The following is a 19413-nucleotide window of genomic DNA, read 5'->3' as shown; positions in this document are numbered from 1 at the left end:
AATGGAAAAACCAACATGGATGACCATGTTGGTTTTTTAGTCTATTTTTCATGTTAAAAAATGTATATTTATAAAATAAAAGAAAAGTTCGAAAATAGTATTGCAAAATATTATATAGCAAACTATAATGAGTTCAAGAATAGTTGATACTTAAATTAAATATTCAGAAAATTCAATTAGTTAAAATTGGAAAATGAGATAAGGAAACTTGAATGGGGGTTATATTATGGCGAATAAAGTACCGTTTTCGTTCATAGTAGTTATTGGATTAATGTTATTTGCACTATTTTTTGGAGCGGGAAATTTAATTTTCCCAGCGATGCTTGGTCAATCAGCAGGAGAGAATGTATGGATTGCTAACGCTGGATTTTTAGTAACTGGTGTTGGATTACCATTACTAGGTGTGCTAGCATTTGGTTTTTCAGGTAAAGATGATTTGCAGTCGTTAGCTAGTCGTGCTCACCCAGTGTTTGGGATTGTGTTTACAACAGTTTTATACTTAGCGATTGGTCCGTTATTTGCAATACCGAGAACAGGAAATGTTTCTTATGAAATTGGTCTTAAACCGTTTATGCCAGAAGGAGTAGGTTCTACACCTTTAATTCTTTTCACAATTATATTCTTTAGTATCACTTGTTTTTTTTCGCTAAATCCCGCGAAAATTGTCGATATTGTTGGAAAAATCTTAACACCAATTAAGTTGACTTTCATCGGTATTTTAGTAATCGTTGCTTTTATACATCCGATTGGAGATATGCAAGCACCAGTGGAAGCTTATACATCACATGCATTCTTTAAAGGATTCCAAGAAGGATACTTAACGATGGATACGCTTGCATCATTCGTATTCGGGATTATCATTATCAATGCTATTAAAGAAAAAGGTGCGAAAACGAAAACACAAATTATGGTCGTTTGTGCAAAAGCGACAATTATTGCAGCATCTATTTTAGCAATTATCTATACAGCACTTTCTTATATGGGTGCTTCAAGTGTTGCAAAGCTTGGACATTTAGAGAACGGCGGAGAAGTATTAGCGAAAGTTTCTAACTACTATTTCGGATCATATGGCGGAGTATTATTAGGATTAATGATTACAGTAGCTTGTTTAACAACTAGTGTGGGACTTGTATCAGCATGTTCTTCATTCTTCCATAAGTTATTCCCAAATGTTCCTTACAAAGCAATTGCAATCACGCTATGTGTATTTAGTGCAATTGTTGCAAATGTAGGATTAACACAGTTAATCGCAGTTTCTGTTCCAGTATTAACAGCAATTTATCCACTAGCAATCGTATTGATTTTCTTAACATTCTTCCATTCATTATTCAAAGGAAGAGCTGAAGTTTATCAAGTGAGCTTAATCGTAACATTTATCATCAGCTTATTCGATGGATTAAGTGCAGCTGGAGTTAACATTGAAGTAGTAAGCCAAGTGTTCACTAAATTCCTTCCGATGCAGGAAGTAGGATTAGGCTGGATCTTCCCAGCGATTATCGGTGGATTTATCGGATATGGACTTAGCATTTTAAAAGTGAAAAACCAAGTTCAACCAGCAACTAGAGCGGATAAGAAAATAGGTTAAATAAAAAAAGTTATAGAACTTGTTTCTATAGCTTTTTTTGTTACTATTAATAATGAGAAAAAATAAAGTAGTAGGGGAAATAAAATGAAAAAAACAATTGATCATATCGGAATCGCAGTTCGTGATATAGATAGTACGATACGTTTTTATGAAAATGTGTTACTAGGAACTTTAATAGATCGTTACGTAAGTGAAGTTCCTGGTGTGGAAAGCGAAGTAGCCATTCTTGAAGTGGATGGAGATAGAATTGAATTACTTGCACCGACGAATAATACGACATCTCCAATTGCCCGTTTTATTAAACAAAAAGGTAAAGGTGTTCATCACGTTGCGTATCGTGTCGATGATTTAGATGTGGCTCTAGAAGAGTTAAAAGAACAAGGTATTCGGACATTAGAGCATACACTACGCATTAATAAGCACGGTAGAAGGTTAATTTATCTTAACCCAGCGGATACTGAAGGAACGATTATCGAGTATTGTGATTATCCGGAAGAGAAATAGAAGAGGGATATTTTTTTAAAGGTGTTACGTAATAACGTAATACCTTTTTATTTATGTATTTCACATTTTCTTCACAAATGATTCACGATAACTTTTCTTCTTTGATAACTTACATAAATATATTTTATGATATAATAACAATCGGCTTTAAAAATGTAAGTTGTATCTATCATAATAGTTACTATTATATTGGAAGTTTAGAGGTGGAAGAGAAATAAAGAGTTATACTTTCTAGAAGTTTATATTTAATCAGGTTAATATTTTGCCCAGAATCAAACTTTGGAAGTTAAAGTAATGAAAATAGAGCAATGAGGAAGAAAGAAGTGAAATGAGTGTGAAAGTAATGAAAAGGTTAGGGACATTGTTATTACTTGTGTGTGTGCTTATCATATTGATCCCGCAAAGTGCATCTGCTCATGCGTACGTTGTGAAATCAAACCCTACTGAAAATGAAACATTGAAGAAAGCACCATCTGTTGTAAAAATCGAATTCGATGAGGACATACAAGTTTCACGTTTTAATACATTGTACGTGAGAGATACATCAGGTAAAAGGGTCGATTTAAAAGATGCTCATATTGATAAAAAAAATAAAAAACTATTAGAAGCCGGATTAAAAGAAAACCTCAAAAATGGTCTCTACTCTATTCAGTGGAAAGCTATTTCAGCTGATGGACATCCAATTCAAGGGGTTATTCCATTCCGTATTGGATTAGCGGAAGCGGAAACAGACGATGTACAAGTGGAAGAGATGGGGTATGTTCCGCAAATTGATATGATCATGGAACGTGGAATTTTATATACAAGTTTCTCACTATTTATAGGAGTGCTATTCTTTAATCTTATTATGTATAAAGGGAATGCAACCTCGGTTCGATCAAGGAGTAAGAACATAATATGGATTTCCTTATTAGGGATATTTACTAGCTTGTTATTCAATCTACCACTGCAAGCGAAAATAAATGCTGATGTTTCATGGCTAGAAGCATTCAATCCTTTACTATTAAAAGAAACGTTACAGCTTTCTGTTTTTAGTTATGTTTGGATTACTCAAATGGTTCTCATTAGTTCGCTTATAATCGTTACGTATTTTGCGATGAGGCGTGAGAAGCTATCGTCTTTTAAAGTATGGAGTATTCCAATAGTGCTGTTTATTGGAATACTTGTTATGAAAGCATTTAATAGTCACGCATATGGTTTAAAGTTTAAAGATATTGCTGTTGTTATGGATTTTTTACATTTATTCGCAGCTTCATTATGGATTGGTGGTTTATCATCTATTATTCTTCTGTTACGTAAAGAGGATAACAAATGGAATATGTATTGGGATATGATTAAGCGTTTTTCACCGTGGGCAACATGCGCTGTCATTGTGATTTTAATAACAGGTCTTTTTAACAGTACATTTTTTATTCCAACAATCCACTCGTTATTTGATACGAAGTATGGATTAGCTTTACTAGCAAAGATACTTTTATTCGTTTTCATGGGGATATTGGGAATTATTCATTATGTGAAAGGGAAAATGAGAGCGGAGCAAGGATTAGGTGCTACGGTGAAAGTAGAGTTTATCATTGGAATTATCATTTTCGTCATCGTAGCTTTTATGACAAACGTACAAACACCACCGATGCCTCCTACTGGACCTTTTACAGAGAGTAAACAATTAGATAATGGATATGAAATGACGCTAAATGTAAGTCCTAATAGAGTAGGACAAAATATATTCCATATTACTTTAAAGGATGAGAACGGACAACCCGTTACTGATATGGAACAAATTATATTAACGACTCAATCGTTAGATATGAATATGGGAAAAGGATCATTTAAAGTTTCGGCAGTTTCACCGGGAGAATATGAAGCAGAAGGTATGTATATTAACATGACAGGAAACTGGAATATACAAGTACATGGATTAACGAAATCGCTTGATAGCTTCGATACGGATTATAAATTTATTGTAGGTGGCAGATAAAGTGAAACTTTAAGCAGCCCTCATCAATTGGGCTACCCGGCGAATAGCGGGATAAAGAGTAGGTATAGATAAAAAGGAGCTAATTGAAAATGGAACGTATAAAAAAATTAGGAACAACAATGATCGCAACAGCAATTACAATGGGAATGTTTTCGTTACCTGTTAGTGCGCACGTTACTGTGAAGCCAGCAACTTCTGACATCGGTTCTTGGGAGACTTACACGATAAAAGTACCAGTTGAAAAGAATATAGCAACAACAAAAGTTACACTGAAAATACCGTCTGGTGTGGAATTCCAACAGTATGAACCAGTGCCAGGGTGGAAAATGGAAGAGCAGAAAGATAATGCCGGAAAAGTGAAAACTGTAGTATGGGAAGCAATAGGAGAAGGGATTTTACCCGGTCAGTTCCAGCGATTTACTTTCGTCGCTAAAAATCCGGATAAAGAACAAAAAATAGCTTGGGATGCATATCAACAATATAAAGACGGAGAAATTGTTGAATGGACAGGCGATGAGAAAGCTGAAAAACCGCATTCACTTACTACAATTGCAAAAGGTACGTCATTAACAGGAGAACATGGTGAAGTATCTAATGTAGAAAAGAATGAAGGTACCAGTAATATGCAATTTATAGCGATTGTTTTATCTATTTTGGCAATTGTATCTTCGGTAGGTGCGTGTGTTTTTGTAGTGCGTCGTAAAAAATAAGATATAAAAAAGAGCCTACAAATAGTAGGCTCTTTCTCATATTTATTTCACTTCAACCTGCTGCCTTACAGCAAGTGTTTTCGGCTTTATATTTACAAAACAAATGCTCACAACAATAAATAATAGGCCAATAAATAAGCTCATTGTAATGGCTTCATGTAAGAAGATTGAACTTACAATAATAGCGATAAGGGGAATAAGGAATGTATAAGCCCCTACTTTACTCGCTTCACCAGCTCCAACGAGTGTGAAGTATGCAAGCCACCCCATTGCAATAACAAAGAATGAAATAAAGAGTAATACACTAACAAATGGCATACTCCAAGCAATACTAGACCAACTTTCAAATTCTGAGCCAAATCCGATTAAACAAAGACCACCGATAAGAAGCTGAATTGTTACCATCCAAATGGCATTCACACGGTGACCAGTCTTCTTAATGAATACTGTGCCAAGTGCCCAGCCAATAGCGCATCCTAACGCGAGAAGGATTCCAATAACAGAAATATGTCCTGTTAAACTGCTTGAGCTAATAACACCTACACCAATAAATCCGAGAACAAGCCCGAAAATTTTCAAGCCGTACATTGATTCTTCAAGCCATATCCACGAGAAAATACCGAGTAAAACTGGTTGTAGAAATACAATGGCGGAAAATAACCCAGCAGGCATATATTGAAGACCAACAGTTTGTAACCCGTAAAATATAATGATGTTAAGTAAAGAAGAAATAACGTATAAATGCCACGTTTGTTTTAAATGTAATTCTTTATATTTGGGTAGAGCGAAAAGGAGTAAAATGAATCCTCCAATTAAAGTTCGAACGCCTGCAAATAAAACGGGTGGTGTATAATGCAGGGCAAACTTAGATAAAGGCCAATTGATTCCCCACATGAAAACGAGAAAGGTAAGGATTATGGCCGTCTTAGTTCGAGAAAGCTGTGTCACGGTAAGACCTCCTTGTTGTTATTCATTTCACTATGATATGATATCGAATGTAATAAATAAAATGAATCTTTTTTATAAGGAGTATAAGTGATTAGTTATGACTATTACACAACTGCAAGTATTAATAAAAACTATTGAGTTAGGTAGTTTTACGAAGGCTGCCAGGGTGTTAAATATGACGCAGCCAGCTGTAAGTCATGCCATTTCAAGTATTGAGTCAGAGTTAGGAGTTACGATTCTTATACGTGATAAACGACAAGGATTACTCGTTACGGATGTAGGAAACAGAATTCTTGTACATATTAGAGAGATTTTGAACGGTGTAGAGAAGATTGAACAAGAAGTTGCGATGGAGAAAGGACACGAAGTGGGGACGATTCGAATTGGGAGTTTTCCGAGTGCTTCTGCACATTTCTTACCGAAAATGATAAACCATTTTAAGGAGAAGTATCCGAGCTTAGAGGTCGTTCTTTGTGAAGGAACAATTAAAGAAGTTGAAGATTGGTTAATATCGAGGGTTGTTGATATAGGAATTGTTATTTTACCTAATAAAGAGATGGAGATTGTCCCGTTAACGAAGGGAAAAATGGTTGCTATCTTAAGAGAGGATCATCCTCTTTGTAAGAAGGACTCTATTACAATTCGTGATTTGGAGAATGAACCGATCATATTATGTAAGGGCGGATACGAACCACCCATCATTGATATGTTTAAACAAGCCAACGTACCACTTCGGGCTGAGTATGTAATTTCTACCGTTACTACAGCTTTAAATATGATTCAAGAAGGATTAGGCATTGCAATATTAGCTGAATTATCTTTAACGAATTTACCACAGAATGTGCAAACGAGAGAATTGGAACCGCAAGTATGGAGAGAAATTGCTTTAGCTGTTCCTTCATTAAAGGATTCTTCAATCGCTGTACAGCTATTTATTGAAGAATTTCAAGCGCTATTTGCAGAATAAAAAGGGGTGTCTCATATATCATAATGGGGCACTTTTTAATTTGCTTATAAAAAATCTATGAAAAGGATTGACTTATTTTTTAGTTGTAACTATAATGATTACATCAAGGTGGTGATTACGATGAAAATTAGTAGCCGCTTTTCCATAGCTGTTCATATTTTATCTATTTTAAAAAACAATCCATCTTCACTTTGTACTTCAGACTATATGGCTGAGAGTGTCAATACAAATCCAGTAGTCATTCGTAAAATCATGTCGTACTTGAAACAAGCTGGCTTTGTTTACGTAAATCGTGGACCGGGTGGCGCGGGATTACTAAAGGATTTACATGAAATCACATTGTTAGATGTGTATCATGCAGTGAACGTAGTCGAAGAAGACAAGCTATTTCATATTCACGAGCAACCGAATCCAGATTGTCCAATTGGGGCGAATATTCAAGCGGTGTTAGAAATTATTTTAATTCAAGCACAATCCGCGATGGAAGAAGTTTTGAGAAATATTACGATGGGGCAGTTGTTTGAAACTTTGCAAGAAAAAATGAATGCTTAAATAATATTTATATTTTTTTATCATTAATGTAACTTATTTGATTACAACGATAAGGTAAGGTGTAAAAGTTATGACTGTAAAAATGAAAGTATACTCAGATTTTATATGTCCGTTTTGTTTTTTAGCAAAAGGTCCATTAGATGAGGTAGCGAAAGAGAAAGATGTAGAGATTGAATGGATGCCATTTGAATTACGTCCAAGTCCATATTCAAAAATAGATCCATGGAATGAACCAGAAAAATTAGGTTCATGGGATGCTTTCATTCTTCCGACAGCGAAGAAGTTAGGAATTGATATGCGCTTGCCACGTGTTTCACCACATCCATATACACATTTAGCTTTCGAAGGATGTCAATTTGCGAAAGAACGTGGACTAGGTAATGAGTATCATCACCGCGTATTCACAGCATTTTTCCAAGAGGAGCAAAACATTGAAGATATTGATGTGTTAACAAAATTAGCGGTAGAAGTAGGACTTCCTGAGGCGGAATTTAAAGATGCTTTAGTAACTCGTAAATATAAAGAAAAGCATCAAGAAGCAATTCAACACGCATATGATGAAGCGAATATTATGGCTGTTCCAACTGTCATGATTGGAGATGAAGTCATTCAAGGGCTTGCTAGTAAAGAAACACTAGAAAGGGTCATTGATAAAGAAATTGAAAAGGATAAAACAAATTCATTTGAAGGTATGCAATGTAATACCGATGGATATTGCTAATTCGCTTGTTATGAAATAACAAAATAAATTATAAAACAAACATTTGGAGGAATTAAAATGTCAGCAACTACAACAAACTTAAAAGAAGCAATCGTGAACCGCCGTTCAATTCGTAAAGTAACAAAAAACGATGCAATTACGAAAGAAAGAATTGAAGAAGTGTTAAAAACAGCTTTACACGCACCAACATCTTTCAATATGCAAAGTGGTCGTATGGTTGTATTAATGGATGGAGAGCATGAAAAGTTTTGGGATATCGTTAAAGAAACACTAAGAGCACGCGTACCAGCAGAAAACTTTGAAGCGACTGTAGAAAGACTAAAAGGCTTCCATGCAGGTGTAGGAACAGTTCTATTCTTTGAAGATCAAGCAACTGTAGAAAAAATGCAAGAAAATGCCCCATTATACAAAGATCAGTTCCCATTCTGGTCTCATCAAGGAAATGCGATGTTACAACATACTGTGTGGATGCTATTATCTGCTGAAGGAATTGGGGCGTCATTACAACATTACAACCCAATCGTAGATGCTGAAGTGAAAGAAACTTGGAACATTCCGGCAGAGTGGAGCTTAGTAGGTCAAATGCCATTTGGTGAACCAAACGAACAACCAGCAGAAAGAACGTTCTTGCCTACTGAAGATGTAGTGAAATTTTATTAAGAAATACAATATGTAACGAGAAGGAAGCTGTGCTTAAAAACAGCTTCCTTTTTTGTAGTGGTGTTAATTTATGCGCATTTAGGGAAGAAATATAAGAAATAATACGGTGAGAAGGGAATTAGAAAAATGAATGATGAGAAAAAATATACAGTGGTAGGTACTGATGTTGAGGAAGTAAAGCGTTTAAATAAAAATTCAGGATTAACGTATAATCAAGTGAAAGAAATGTTAGCAAAGCAAATGCAAAAAAAGAAGTAATTAGATTGAAATCTTTCATTTTTTCATTTAGCATTTTGATTGGAGAGAGTTAAGTAAAAGGTAACTCTCTTTTTTGTATAGCTAAGCATCTTATAGAGTGGAGGAAGCAACATGAAGAAATGGGTAAAGGTAACGCTGTCTATCACTGGAGGCATTGTCTTATTAGCGTGTGCCGGCGGATATTACGTGTATAAAAATTATTTTCCAAAGGAACCTGAGCGTATTGTATATGATAAAGAAAGAGTGCTACAACCGATACATAATCAGCTTAAAGGAATCAATATAGAAAATGTAAAGATAAAAGAAAGAGAAGTCGTAAATGCGACTGTAGATGAGCTTCAAAAAATGATTGATGATGGAAAGTTGTCATATGAAGAATTAACGAGTATTTATCTCTTTAGAATACAAGAACATGATCAAAATGGAATAACATTAAATTCTGTTACAGAGATAAATCCTAATGCGATGGAAGAAGCAAGAAAGTTAGATCAAGAGCGGGGTAGAAACAAAAATTCGAATTTATATGGTATTCCTGTCGTTGTAAAAGATAATGTACAGACGGAAAAAGTGATGCCGACTAGTGCAGGAACTTATGTATTAAAAGATTGGATTGCAGATCAAGACGCAACAATTGTGAAGCAGTTGAAAGGAGAAGGAGCATTTGTTTTAGGAAAAGCGAATATGTCTGAGTGGGCGAACTATTTATCTTTTACAATGCCAAGCGGGTATAGCGGGAAGAAAGGACAAAATTTAAACCCGTACGGTCCGATTACATTCGATACTTCAGGATCAAGTTCAGGATCTGCTACAGTAGTTGCAGCAGATTTTGCGCCGCTTGCAATTGGAACAGAAACGACGGGATCGATTGTTGCACCAGCGGCGCAGCAATCAGTAGTTGGGTTACGTCCATCTTTAGGTATGGTAAGTAGAACAGGAATTATTCCATTAGCTGAAACTCTTGATACAGCAGGACCTATGGCAAGAACAGTAAAAGATGTAGCAACGTTATTTAATGCAATGATAGGTTATGACGAAAAAGATGTTATGACAGAAAAAATGAAAGATAAAGAAAGAATTGATTATACAAAGGATTTATCAATAGATGGATTAAAAGGGAAAAAGATAGGGCTTCTTTTTTCTGTAGACCAACAAGATGAAAATAGAAAAGTAGTAGTAGAAAAAATTAGAAAAGACCTTCAAGATGCAGGTGCGATATTAACTGATAATATCCAGTTAAGTGCTGAGGGTGTAGATAATTTGCAAACATTAGAATATGAGTTCAAGCATAATGTAAACGACTATCTTTCACAGCAAAAGAATGTACCGGTAAAATCGTTAGAAGAGATTATAGCGTTTAATAAAAAGGATAGTAAAAGACGAATAAAATACGGACAAACATTAATTGAAGGGTCTGAAAAATCTGCTATAACGAAAGAAGAGTTTGAAAACGTAGTGCAAACGAGTCAAGAAAATGCAAGAAAAGAGCTAGATAGGTATTTAGTAGAAAAAGGTTTGGATGCTCTAGTTATGATTAATAACGATGAAGTCCTTCTATCAGCTGTAGCTGGTTATCCGGAATTAGCGGTTCCTGCTGGATATGATAAAAATGGAGAACCAATCGGTGTAGTGTTTGTAGGGAAACAGTTTGGTGAAAAAGAGCTTTTCAATATTGGATATGCGTATGAACAGCAGTCCAAAAATAGAAAATCACCTAGTTTATAAAAGATTATATGAAAAATAACTGCCACCGAAATTATGTTGGTGGATTCCAGTTAAACGAATCTAACAATATGAAAAGAAAAGAAGGATTCTTCTCAATTAGTAAGAAAGATTGTCTATAGGAGTTCATAAAATGTAATATATTCAATTTCCATCCATTGAAGGGGGAGGTTAATTCTTAATGAATGAAGTAAAGAGTTTTTTTCGAAGTAGAGGGTTTCAACGGTTTCTCGTTTTAATAATAGTAGCGCTTGTATTATACGCATTAAAAGTATGATTAATTTAATATTAATTACGTTTATACTGACGTTTTTAATGGATCGATTTCAACGTTTTATTTCAAGAAAATTGAAAGTAAACCGGAAAATTGTTATTGCATGTTTATATATAATACTAGTTTCCTTTATAGGCACAACATTATATAAATATTTACCTGTGCTGACGATACAAATTTCACAATTAATTTATCAATTTAAACTGTTTTTCAAAATCCACCTGATAATGAAATCGTTAAATATGCACTTTCGACAATTAATGGGATGGAAGTATCAAAATATATAGAACAAGGTGTAGACGTCATATATCAATCAATAGCAAATATAGGGAAGGTAAGTTTGCAAATATTATTATCTCTAATTTTAAGCTTATTTTTCTTATTAGAAAAAGAGCGTATTATTACATTTACATCAAAGTTTAAAGATAGTAAGTTAAAAATCTTTTATGAAGAAATTGCATATTTTGGTGAAAGATTTGCAAGATCGTTCGGCAAAGTAATTGAGGCTCAGTTTTTAATTGCCGTTGTAAATTGTATTCTTACTGTCATTGCATTAATCGTTTTAGGATTTCCACAGCTACTTGTATTAGCTGTTATGATTTTCTTACTAGGGTTGATTCCTGTTGCAGGTGTGATTATTTCTTTGTTTCCACTTTGTATCATTGCTTACAACGTAGGCGGAGTTATGTACGTAGTATACATACTCGTATTCATAACAGTAATCCATGCTCTTGAAAGTTATTTTTTAAATCCGAAGTTTATGTCTGCAAAAACAAATTTACCAATATTCTACACATTTATGATTCTTATCTTCTCAGAGCATTTCCTTGGAATATGGGGGCTTATTATCGGGATACCAATCTTTATCTTTTTATTAGATGTACTTGATATAAATAATGAGGATGCGACTAAAAAATAAGAAATGATAGAAAATCACTAAAAAGTCATAGGAGATAATGAAAATAAAAAGCAATCCAAAATAAATTGGATTGCTTTTTATCTTAATTAAAGAACCGGAGCCATTGTTTCTTTCAATACTTGAACAGAGTGGTCGAATTTTAATTCTTCATCTTCACTTAATTCAACCTCTAAAATTTCACGAACACCGCCGCGATTTAAAACAGCAGGTACCCCGATATAAACATCTTTTTGACCGTATTGACCTTCTAAGTAAGCTGATACAGTTAATACACTATTTTCGTCGTTTAAAATTGCTTTTGTAACACGTAGAAGTGACATACCGATACCATAATAAGTTGCGCCTTTACGCTCAATAATATGGTAAGCTGCATCACGGACGTTTATGAAAATTTTGTCTAAATCTTCTTGATTATACGTGTTGTCTTTTTCAAGCAGTGTTTGTAGTTTTTGGATACCAACGGAAACATGGCTCCAAACTGGAAGTTCAGTATCGCCGTGTTCTCCGATAATATAAGCGTGAATGTTGTGTGGACCAATATCGAAGTACTCACCTAACATATAGCGGAAACGAGCGGAATCAAGCGTTGTACCAGAACCGATTACACGTTCTTTCGGTAAACCAGATTCTTTCCAAGTTACGTAAGTTAAAATATCTACAGGGTTTGTTGCGATTAAGAAGATGCCATCAAATCCGCTATCCATAATACTGCGAACGATTTGTTTGAAGATTTTAGCGTTTTTCTCAACTAAATCTAAACGTGTTTCGCCTGGTTTTTGTGGTAATCCAGCTGTAATAACTACAAGGTCAGCATCTTTACAATCTTCGTAGCTGCCTTTCCATACTCTAGTTGGAGCTGGTGCGAATGGAACAGCATGACTTAAGTCCATTGCTTCCCCTTCAGCTTTTGCCTCATTTACATCGACTAAAACAAATTCTTCAGCTACAGCCTGGTTAATCATGCAGTAAGCATAACTACATCCAACTGCTCCTGTTCCTACTAATACAACACGGTTAATACCTTTTTTCATTTCAAAATTCCTCGCAATTTCATTGATTTTATTATGTAAGATAATACGTCTTACTTCTATAGAGTCATATCTAGTTTATTACATTTTATAAAAGATATTCAAGTATTTGAAAATGTATCCGTGCAAATCCGCGAACAAAACATAGGAATTCAGTGAACCGAATATAATTCAGTAAAATCCTTTGTAAAAGGGGAAATGGCATGGGGAATCCATTAGCAATGGAAGAAATGCTTCATATTATTCATGCAGGGCTTGTTAAAAAGAATAACCCAAAACGGATTACGATTGCAGGTGCAGGGATTTCTGGATTAGTTGCAGGTTCTTTATTAAAAGAGGCTGGGCACGAAGTAACGATTATAGAAGCAAATAACAGAATAGGTGGCAGAGTGTATACGATTCGGGAACCATTTAGTGTGGGTTTATATTTTAATGCGGGACCGATGAGAATCCCTGACACCCATAAGTTAACCTTAGCGTATATTCATAAATTTAAACTACCTTTAAACCTTTTTATAAATAAAACTTTTGCAGATATCATTTATACGAATAACATTCAAACGAGATTGAATGTGTTTGAAAATGATCCAAGTGTACTTGAATATCCGGTTTTGGATAAAGAAAGAGGAAAAACGGCAGAAGAGCTAATGATTGAAGTATTAGAACCAATACTAAATTACATTAAGAAGGATCCTGATAAAAACTGGCTTATCGTTGAAAAAAAGTATAAAACGTATTCGCTTGGTTCATTTTTAATGGAGTATTATTCAGATGGTGCGATAGATATGATTGGGGTACTTCTTGATATGGAAGCTTATATGGGAATGTCCTTAATTGAAGTATTACGTGAAATGATTTTCTTTACTTCAACAACGAAATATTATGAAATAACTGGTGGAATGGATAAGTTATCGAATGCATTCTTACCACAATTAAGGGAACATATTTTAATGCCGTATAAGGTTGATAAAATTATACAAGAAGATAATAAAGTAATGTTACAAGGAAATCATGAACAAACGTTAGAGCAATTTACAATAACAAGTGATTTTGCTATTATTACAATTCCATTTTCAGCGTTAAGATTTGTAGAAGTTCAGCCATACTATTTATTCTCTTATTTTAAAAAAAGAGCAATTCGTGAATTAAATTATATTGCTGCAACTAAAATTGCAATAGAGTTTAAAAGTAGATTTTGGGAGAAAGCGGGACAGTGTGGCGGTAAATCTATTACTGATTTACCGATACGGTTTACATACTATCCGAGTTATGGCATTCATACTCCAGGACCAGCTATCGTTATAGCAAGTTATACGTGGGCAGATGAGGCGTTAACATGGGATAGTCTCCCGCAAAGAGATCGTATTCGGTACGCATTAAAAAATTTAGCGGAAATATACGGTGACATCGTCTATAGTGAGTTTGTCACTGGAACATCTTTTAGCTGGAGTAAAAATCCGTATTCTTGCGGTGCATTTACAGCTTTCGAACCAGGCCAAGAGCTCGAGTTATTTCCGTATATTACACCACCATCTGGAAAAGTACATTTTGCAGGAGAGCATACGACATTAACACATGGATGGATGCAAGGGGCAATTGAGTCTGGAGTTAGAGTTGCATATGAAGTAAATGAACAGTGAATCTCTTATATTTACAAATGGTCATTCTTTTAATAAAATGATAAATATAAATCGTAATTATTACGCTTTGAATACATTTGAAGTAAAGAAATGGATGGTCGGTTGAATGAATAAAGTGGAGATTCATATATTAGGTGGTTTTTTAGGTAGTGGAAAATCAACATTATTACAAAATTTATTGTTAGCAGAGAAAAGAAGAATAGAAAAGTTGCAGTATTAATGAATGAAATTGGTGAATACTCAGTAGATACAGATATTATTGGAAAAGAGAATGTTTTAAGAGAACTTCTTAAAGGATGTATTTGTTGTACGTTAAAAGAAGAGCTTGAAATACAATTACATTCGTTATACCAACAAGAAAGACCAGATGTAATTTATATAGAAACGACAGGTGTTGCGCATCCAATTGAAGTGTTAGACGCGTGTGTCTCGCCAATTTTAGCTCCTTTTCTGGAAGTGAAATCAATTGTAGTCGTTTTAGATGCAGTAAGGTGGTTAAATCGAAGTATATTAAGTGCAAATGTACAACAGCTATTGCATGAGCAACTGAAATTTGGTAGTCACATTCTTGTTAATAAAGCAGATTTACTAACAGATGAAGATAAGAATACAGTATTTGAAGAAGTAAAGGCAATAAATGATCATGCGAAAATGTATGAGACAAAGTATTGTAATATATCTTTAAAAGATATAGAAGAAGCAGAATTTCCAAATGATGAGGAACACGAGACACTACATGTCAAACAGCATTTACATATACAAACAATGACATATCAATTTACGAAACCGATTGATCAAGACAAATTATATGAATGGCTTTCGAATTTACCAGATAGTATTTATCGAGTGAAAGGTTTTGTGAAATTCCATGGAGATAAATACCCTCACCTATTCCAATATTCGTTCGGAGTACCAACTTTATTAGAACAAGACTTCGGTTTCCCGACAAACTTAGTAGTAATAGGAGAAGGACTAGATAAGAAACAATTGGCTGAAGGGTTAGAGAAAGTAGAACTTAACTCTAATTAAGGGGAAAAGACTAACTTAAAAATAAGTTAGTCTTTTTGTATGGTCATTACTGAAATGAAACAGTATTTTCAATTGGATTGCAGAATATATATTGATTGTATGTCCGTTTCCATTACATAGGAAGGTGATTATATATTTGTGCCGAATGTAGAGGGTACTACAAGAGTTTTCCATTATCTATCGAATTAGTTAGTCATGATTACGGACAGGGGATTTTGGCGTGTTTGATTCTATCAGAAAGTAAAGTATGGGGAGGATCACAATGTCGATGAAAAAACGTAAGTGGCTAAAAACAATGTTTACTGGTTGTGTTTTAGGTTCGTTATTAATAACGGCAGCTTGTTCAGGAAAGAAAACAAGTACAGAGGATGAAAAAACGATTAAGGTAGGAGTCCTTGCTTCTTTAACAGGACCGCTAGAATCGTATGGAAAACAAACAGTGAACGGATTTGAATTAGGGTTAGATTATGCAACTGGTGGAACTGGGAAAGTAGATGGGAAAAAGATTAAGTTTGTTGTAGAAGATACAGAAACGAAAGCGGATGTAGCAGTTAAAAAAGCTACGAAGTTATTAGAAGAAGAGAAAGTTGATTTTTTAGTTGGATCGTCTAGTTCAAGTGATACGTTAGCGGTTTTACCACTGGCTGAAGAATATGAAAAGATTATGGTTGTAGAACCGGCAGTTGCGGATAGTATTACCGGGAAGAACTGGAATAAATATATTTTTAGAACTGGAAGAAGTTCCTCACAAGATGCGATTGCAGGAGCAGCAGCAATTGCGAAAAAAGATGTAAAGATTGCAACATTTGCCCCAGATAACGCTTTTGGTCGTGAAGGGATTGCTGCATTTAAAGCGGGTGCGAAAAAATTAGGTGCGAACATTGTGAATGAGCAATACGCGGATACAAATTCAACAGATTTTACAGCGAATATTCAAAATATCATTAGTTCAAAACCAGATTATTTATTTATCGTTTGGGCAGGGGCAAATTCACCTTGGAAACAGTTGAAAGATATGAATGTGGAAGCGCAAGGTATTAAAATTTCTACAGGTGCGCCAGATATACCAGCATTAAAAACAATGGATGCATTAGTAGGTATGCAAGGTTTTTCTGTATATTATCACACACTTCCAAAAAATAAAGTGAATGATTGGCTAGTTGAAGAGCATAAAAAACGTTTTAATGGTGCAGTGCCAGATTTGTTTACAGCAGGAGGAATGTCAGCAGCAATTTCTATTGTAGAAGCCTTAAAGAAAACAAAAGGTGATACAGATGTAGATACCTTGATTAAGAAAATGGAAGGAATGGAATTTGATACACCGAAAGGAAAGATGAAGTTTAGAGAGAAGGACCACCAAGCGATGCAGACACTGTATTCTATCACATTGAAAAAGCAAGACGGTGTTGATTATCCGGTGCCAGTGTTAGAGCGAGAATTAACGATGAAAGAAACAGAACCACCAGTTCAAAATAAATAGACTGAATTTTCTGTTGTTTTTGTATAAAGAGGGGGGACTCTCTTTATACATATTTCTTTCATACTCACGGCTTTAAAGGGAGGGATTTCGTGACACATTTGCTAGAGACGAAAAATCTTAGTGTATCTTTTGGTGAACATCAAGTTATTAAAGATGTAAATTTAACTGTCCAAAAAGGAAAGCTCATTTCTATTATTGGGCCAAATGGTGCGGGGAAGACAACGTTATTTAATTTACTAAGTGGACAGATTTCACCCACAACAGGTGAAGTGTATTTTAAAGGGCAAGATATTACAAAACTATCGATTTCAGATCGAACACGCTTAGGAATCGGTCGCTCTTTTCAGCTTACAAACATATTCCCAGAATTAACGGTACTTGAAAATGTCCGTTTAAGTGTTCAATCATTCGTACAAGATTACTATAGTTTTTTCCCGAGTTCAGCAAAATTAAAGCAACAAGTTGGAGAGGCGAGACGTTTCTTAAAAACAGTATTACTTCATGAAAAAGAGAACGTATTAGCGAAAGATTTGGCACATGGAGAGAAAAGGAAGCTAGAACTTGCGATGTTATTAGCTTTAAAAACGGATGTGTTATTACTTGATGAGCCGACGGCAGGTATTTCGGTTGAGGAAGTCCCTGCTATATTACAAGTGATTGAAAATATTAAGAAACATCCAGAGAGCACAATTGTACTTATCGAACACAAAATGGATATGATACTAGGTTTGTCAGATCATCTTATCGTTTTATTTCATGGAGAGTTATTGGCTGAAGGATTGCCAGAAGAAATTATGAAAGATGAGCGTGTACAAAGTGCTTATTTAGGGGGATTATATAGTGGCACTATTACAAGTGAATAATATAGAAACGTATTTAGATCAGTTTCATATTTTGCAAGGAGTATCTCTTGCTGTTGAGAAAGGGACGATTACTGTACTGTTTGGTAGAAATGGGGCAGGGAAAACAACGACATTACGTTCAGTGATGGGGTTTCACCGCATTGCAGATGGTGAAATTTATTATGATAGTGCAAAAGTGAGTGGATTACCTACACATTTAATTTCAAGAAAAGGAATAGGGTATGTACCAGAAAATCAAGGTATTTTTCATGATTTGACAGTAGAAGAAACTTTCGCTCTTGCTAGGGGAAAAGGTGAGGAAGTAGAAGGGAAAATAGAGTGGATGCTGGAACTATTTCCGGATTTAAAGCAGTTTTGGAATAAGAAAAGTGGGCTCTTGAGCGGAGGGCAAAAGCAAATGTTGGCTATTTCAAGAGCGTTTATTAATAGTGATGGATTATTACTTATTGATGAACCGAGCAAAGGGCTATCCCCGATAATGGTGGAGAAATTAATGGTAGCTATTTTGAAGATGAAAGAGAAAACAACAGTTTTACTTGTTGAGCAAAATTTTATGATGGCCAGTCAAATTGGCGATTATTTTTACATTATGGATAACGGACGAATTGTTCATAACGGTTTTATGAATGAATTAAAAAAGGATAAGGAAATGTGTCATAAATATTTAGGAATCTCTTAACATGAATCCGAGGTGAAAAGGATGGATGTGTTAATCAATTTATTTGTAAATGGGATTTCAACAGGGATGCTCATTTTTTTGTTAGCATCAGGTCTTTCACTTATTTTTGGTTTAATGAGCGTTTTAAACTTTGCACACGGTGGTTTGTTTGCATGGGGAGCATTTACAGGTGTTTGGTTATTTAATATGACAGGAAGTTATATATTAGCTTTAGTTGGAGCAGTAGCCATGGGAATGTTCCTAGGATTTATTTTAGAAAGGTTTCTTATTAGGCCGGTATATGGAAATCATGTTCGACAGCTGCTCGTTACGCTTGGAGGAATGCTCGTTCTTAGTGAGTGTATTAAAATATTTTGGGGGCCAAACCCTATTAGTGCAAAATTACCGTTATGGTTACAAGGAAGTTTTACATTCGGAGGTATTATATTAATTAAATATCGTCTATTTGTTATTTTGGTTGGGATAATTATTTACATTGCACTACTACTATTACTCAAAAAGACGAAGATAGGTCTTATGATCCGTGCAGGTGTAATGGATAAAGAAATGGTTCAAGCGCTTGGTATTAATGTAAAAGCGATATTTTCTTTCGTCTTTTTATTAGGGGCAGGGATGGCAGCTTTGGGAGGATTCTTATTAGCGCCGTATTCGGGCGTTATTTTCGCCGAGATGGGCATGCAGTATGCAATTTTAGCTTTTATAGTAGTAATTATCGGTGGATTAGGAAGCGTTCAAGGTTCAGCTATTGCTTCTTTAATTGTCGGATTAGCTGGTGCTTTTACAGCGTATTTTATACCAGATTTATCACTTGCAATTAATATGTTAATGTTACTATTTTTCTTAATAGTGAAGCCAACTGGACTTGTTGGTGAAAAGGGGTGAAATGGTGAACAACACAT

The 19413-nt window shown here is 34.8% G+C and carries 17 protein-coding genes and 2 pseudogenes; 17 read left to right on the top strand and 2 right to left on the bottom strand.

Annotated features, from left to right (window positions below; all coding sequences use genetic code 11):
* Positions 1–226 precede the first annotated feature (226 nt).
* The 4 genes from brnQ to IQ781_RS06145 all read left to right on the top strand — a co-directional run bounded on the left by brnQ (position 227) and on the right by IQ781_RS06145 (position 4777).
* Entirely contained in the window at positions 227–1585 is a 1359-nt protein-coding gene (gene brnQ / locus IQ781_RS06160; RefSeq protein WP_001284786.1) for a branched-chain amino acid transport system II carrier protein, read from the top strand.
* Between the two features lie 84 nt (positions 1586–1669).
* A complete protein-coding gene (locus IQ781_RS06155; RefSeq protein ID WP_063219856.1) occupies positions 1670–2089 on the top strand; it encodes a VOC family protein in 420 nt (139 codons plus the stop codon).
* A 328-nt stretch (positions 2090–2417) separates the two neighbouring features.
* Positions 2418–4067 carry a copper resistance CopC/CopD family protein gene (locus tag IQ781_RS06150; protein ID WP_000114308.1) on the top strand — a complete coding sequence of 550 codons (1650 nt, stop codon included), beginning with the start codon at positions 2418–2420 and terminating at the stop codon, positions 4065–4067.
* Positions 4068–4156: 89 nt separating this feature from the next.
* A complete protein-coding gene (locus tag IQ781_RS06145; RefSeq protein WP_048538801.1) occupies positions 4157–4777 on the top strand; it encodes a YcnI family copper-binding membrane protein in 621 nt (206 codons plus the stop codon).
* Positions 4778–4819: 42 nt separating this feature from the next.
* Here IQ781_RS06145 and IQ781_RS06140 read toward each other — a convergent pair whose 3' ends face one another.
* Positions 4820–5725 (bottom strand): DMT family transporter, encoded by a 906-nt coding sequence (locus IQ781_RS06140; protein WP_063219857.1) that lies wholly within the window; start codon positions 5723–5725, stop codon positions 4820–4822.
* A gap of 97 nt (positions 5726–5822) precedes the next feature.
* Between IQ781_RS06140 and IQ781_RS06135 the strand changes: the two genes are divergently transcribed.
* The 7 genes and pseudogenes from IQ781_RS06135 to IQ781_RS06110 all read left to right on the top strand — a co-directional run bounded on the left by IQ781_RS06135 (position 5823) and on the right by IQ781_RS06110 (position 11795).
* Complete coding sequence (locus IQ781_RS06135; protein WP_000156743.1) at positions 5823–6692, top strand: LysR family transcriptional regulator; 870 nt, start codon at positions 5823–5825, stop codon at positions 6690–6692.
* A 120-nt stretch (positions 6693–6812) separates the two neighbouring features.
* Positions 6813–7244: an Rrf2 family transcriptional regulator gene (locus IQ781_RS06130; RefSeq protein WP_000704073.1), complete on the top strand. Its 432-nt coding sequence runs from the start codon at positions 6813–6815 to the stop codon at positions 7242–7244.
* Positions 7245–7314: 70 nt separating this feature from the next.
* Positions 7315–7965: a DsbA family oxidoreductase gene (locus tag IQ781_RS06125; protein WP_000216673.1), complete on the top strand. Its 651-nt coding sequence runs from the start codon at positions 7315–7317 to the stop codon at positions 7963–7965.
* A 57-nt stretch (positions 7966–8022) separates the two neighbouring features.
* Positions 8023–8625, top strand: coding sequence for a nitroreductase family protein (locus tag IQ781_RS06120; protein ID WP_001277021.1), 603 nt, complete (start codon positions 8023–8025; stop codon positions 8623–8625).
* A gap of 126 nt (positions 8626–8751) precedes the next feature.
* Complete coding sequence (locus tag IQ781_RS28150) at positions 8752–8883, top strand: hypothetical protein (RefSeq protein ID WP_000997344.1); 132 nt, start codon at positions 8752–8754, stop codon at positions 8881–8883.
* 111 nt (positions 8884–8994) lie between these two features.
* The gene (locus IQ781_RS06115) at positions 8995–10605 is read left to right on the top strand and encodes an amidase family protein (protein WP_063219858.1); all 1611 of its coding nucleotides are present in this window, start codon (positions 8995–8997) and stop codon (positions 10603–10605) included.
* Positions 10606–10783: 178 nt separating this feature from the next.
* Positions 10784–11795, top strand: a pseudogene (locus IQ781_RS06110) (AI-2E family transporter).
* An 86-nt stretch (positions 11796–11881) separates the two neighbouring features.
* Here IQ781_RS06110 and IQ781_RS06105 read toward each other — a convergent pair.
* Positions 11882–12826 (bottom strand): L-lactate dehydrogenase, encoded by a 945-nt coding sequence (locus IQ781_RS06105; RefSeq protein WP_000715321.1) that lies wholly within the window; start codon positions 12824–12826, stop codon positions 11882–11884.
* Positions 12827–13026: 200 nt separating this feature from the next.
* Between IQ781_RS06105 and IQ781_RS06100 the strand changes: the two genes are divergently transcribed.
* The 6 genes and pseudogenes from IQ781_RS06100 (at position 13027) to IQ781_RS06075 (ending at position 19396) form a co-directional block, all read left to right on the top strand.
* The gene (locus IQ781_RS06100) at positions 13027–14463 is read left to right on the top strand and encodes a flavin monoamine oxidase family protein (RefSeq protein WP_000528002.1); all 1437 of its coding nucleotides are present in this window, start codon (positions 13027–13029) and stop codon (positions 14461–14463) included.
* A gap of 106 nt (positions 14464–14569) precedes the next feature.
* Positions 14570–15492: pseudogene (locus IQ781_RS06095) on the top strand (CobW family GTP-binding protein).
* Between the two features lie 262 nt (positions 15493–15754).
* Positions 15755–16972 (top strand): substrate-binding domain-containing protein, encoded by a 1218-nt coding sequence (locus IQ781_RS06090; RefSeq protein WP_000061996.1) that lies wholly within the window; start codon positions 15755–15757, stop codon positions 16970–16972.
* An 89-nt stretch (positions 16973–17061) separates the two neighbouring features.
* The gene (locus tag IQ781_RS06085; RefSeq protein ID WP_000149338.1) at positions 17062–17835 is read left to right on the top strand and encodes an ABC transporter ATP-binding protein; all 774 of its coding nucleotides are present in this window, start codon (positions 17062–17064) and stop codon (positions 17833–17835) included.
* Positions 17813–18514: an ABC transporter ATP-binding protein gene (locus IQ781_RS06080; RefSeq protein ID WP_001196696.1), complete on the top strand. Its 702-nt coding sequence runs from the start codon at positions 17813–17815 to the stop codon at positions 18512–18514. The genes IQ781_RS06085 and IQ781_RS06080 overlap by 23 nt, the downstream gene beginning before the upstream one ends.
* 21 nt (positions 18515–18535) lie before the next feature.
* Positions 18536–19396, top strand: a complete 861-nt coding sequence (locus IQ781_RS06075; RefSeq protein ID WP_074047774.1) for a branched-chain amino acid ABC transporter permease — start codon at positions 18536–18538, stop codon at positions 19394–19396.
* Positions 19397–19413 lie beyond the last annotated feature (17 nt).

Origin of the sequence: Bacillus sp. N447-1 (assembly GCF_022701035.1) — a bacterium.
GTDB lineage: Bacteria > Bacillota > Bacilli > Bacillales > Bacillaceae_G > Bacillus_A > Bacillus_A cereus.
This window is presented reverse-complemented; position numbering and strand designations above follow the sequence as displayed.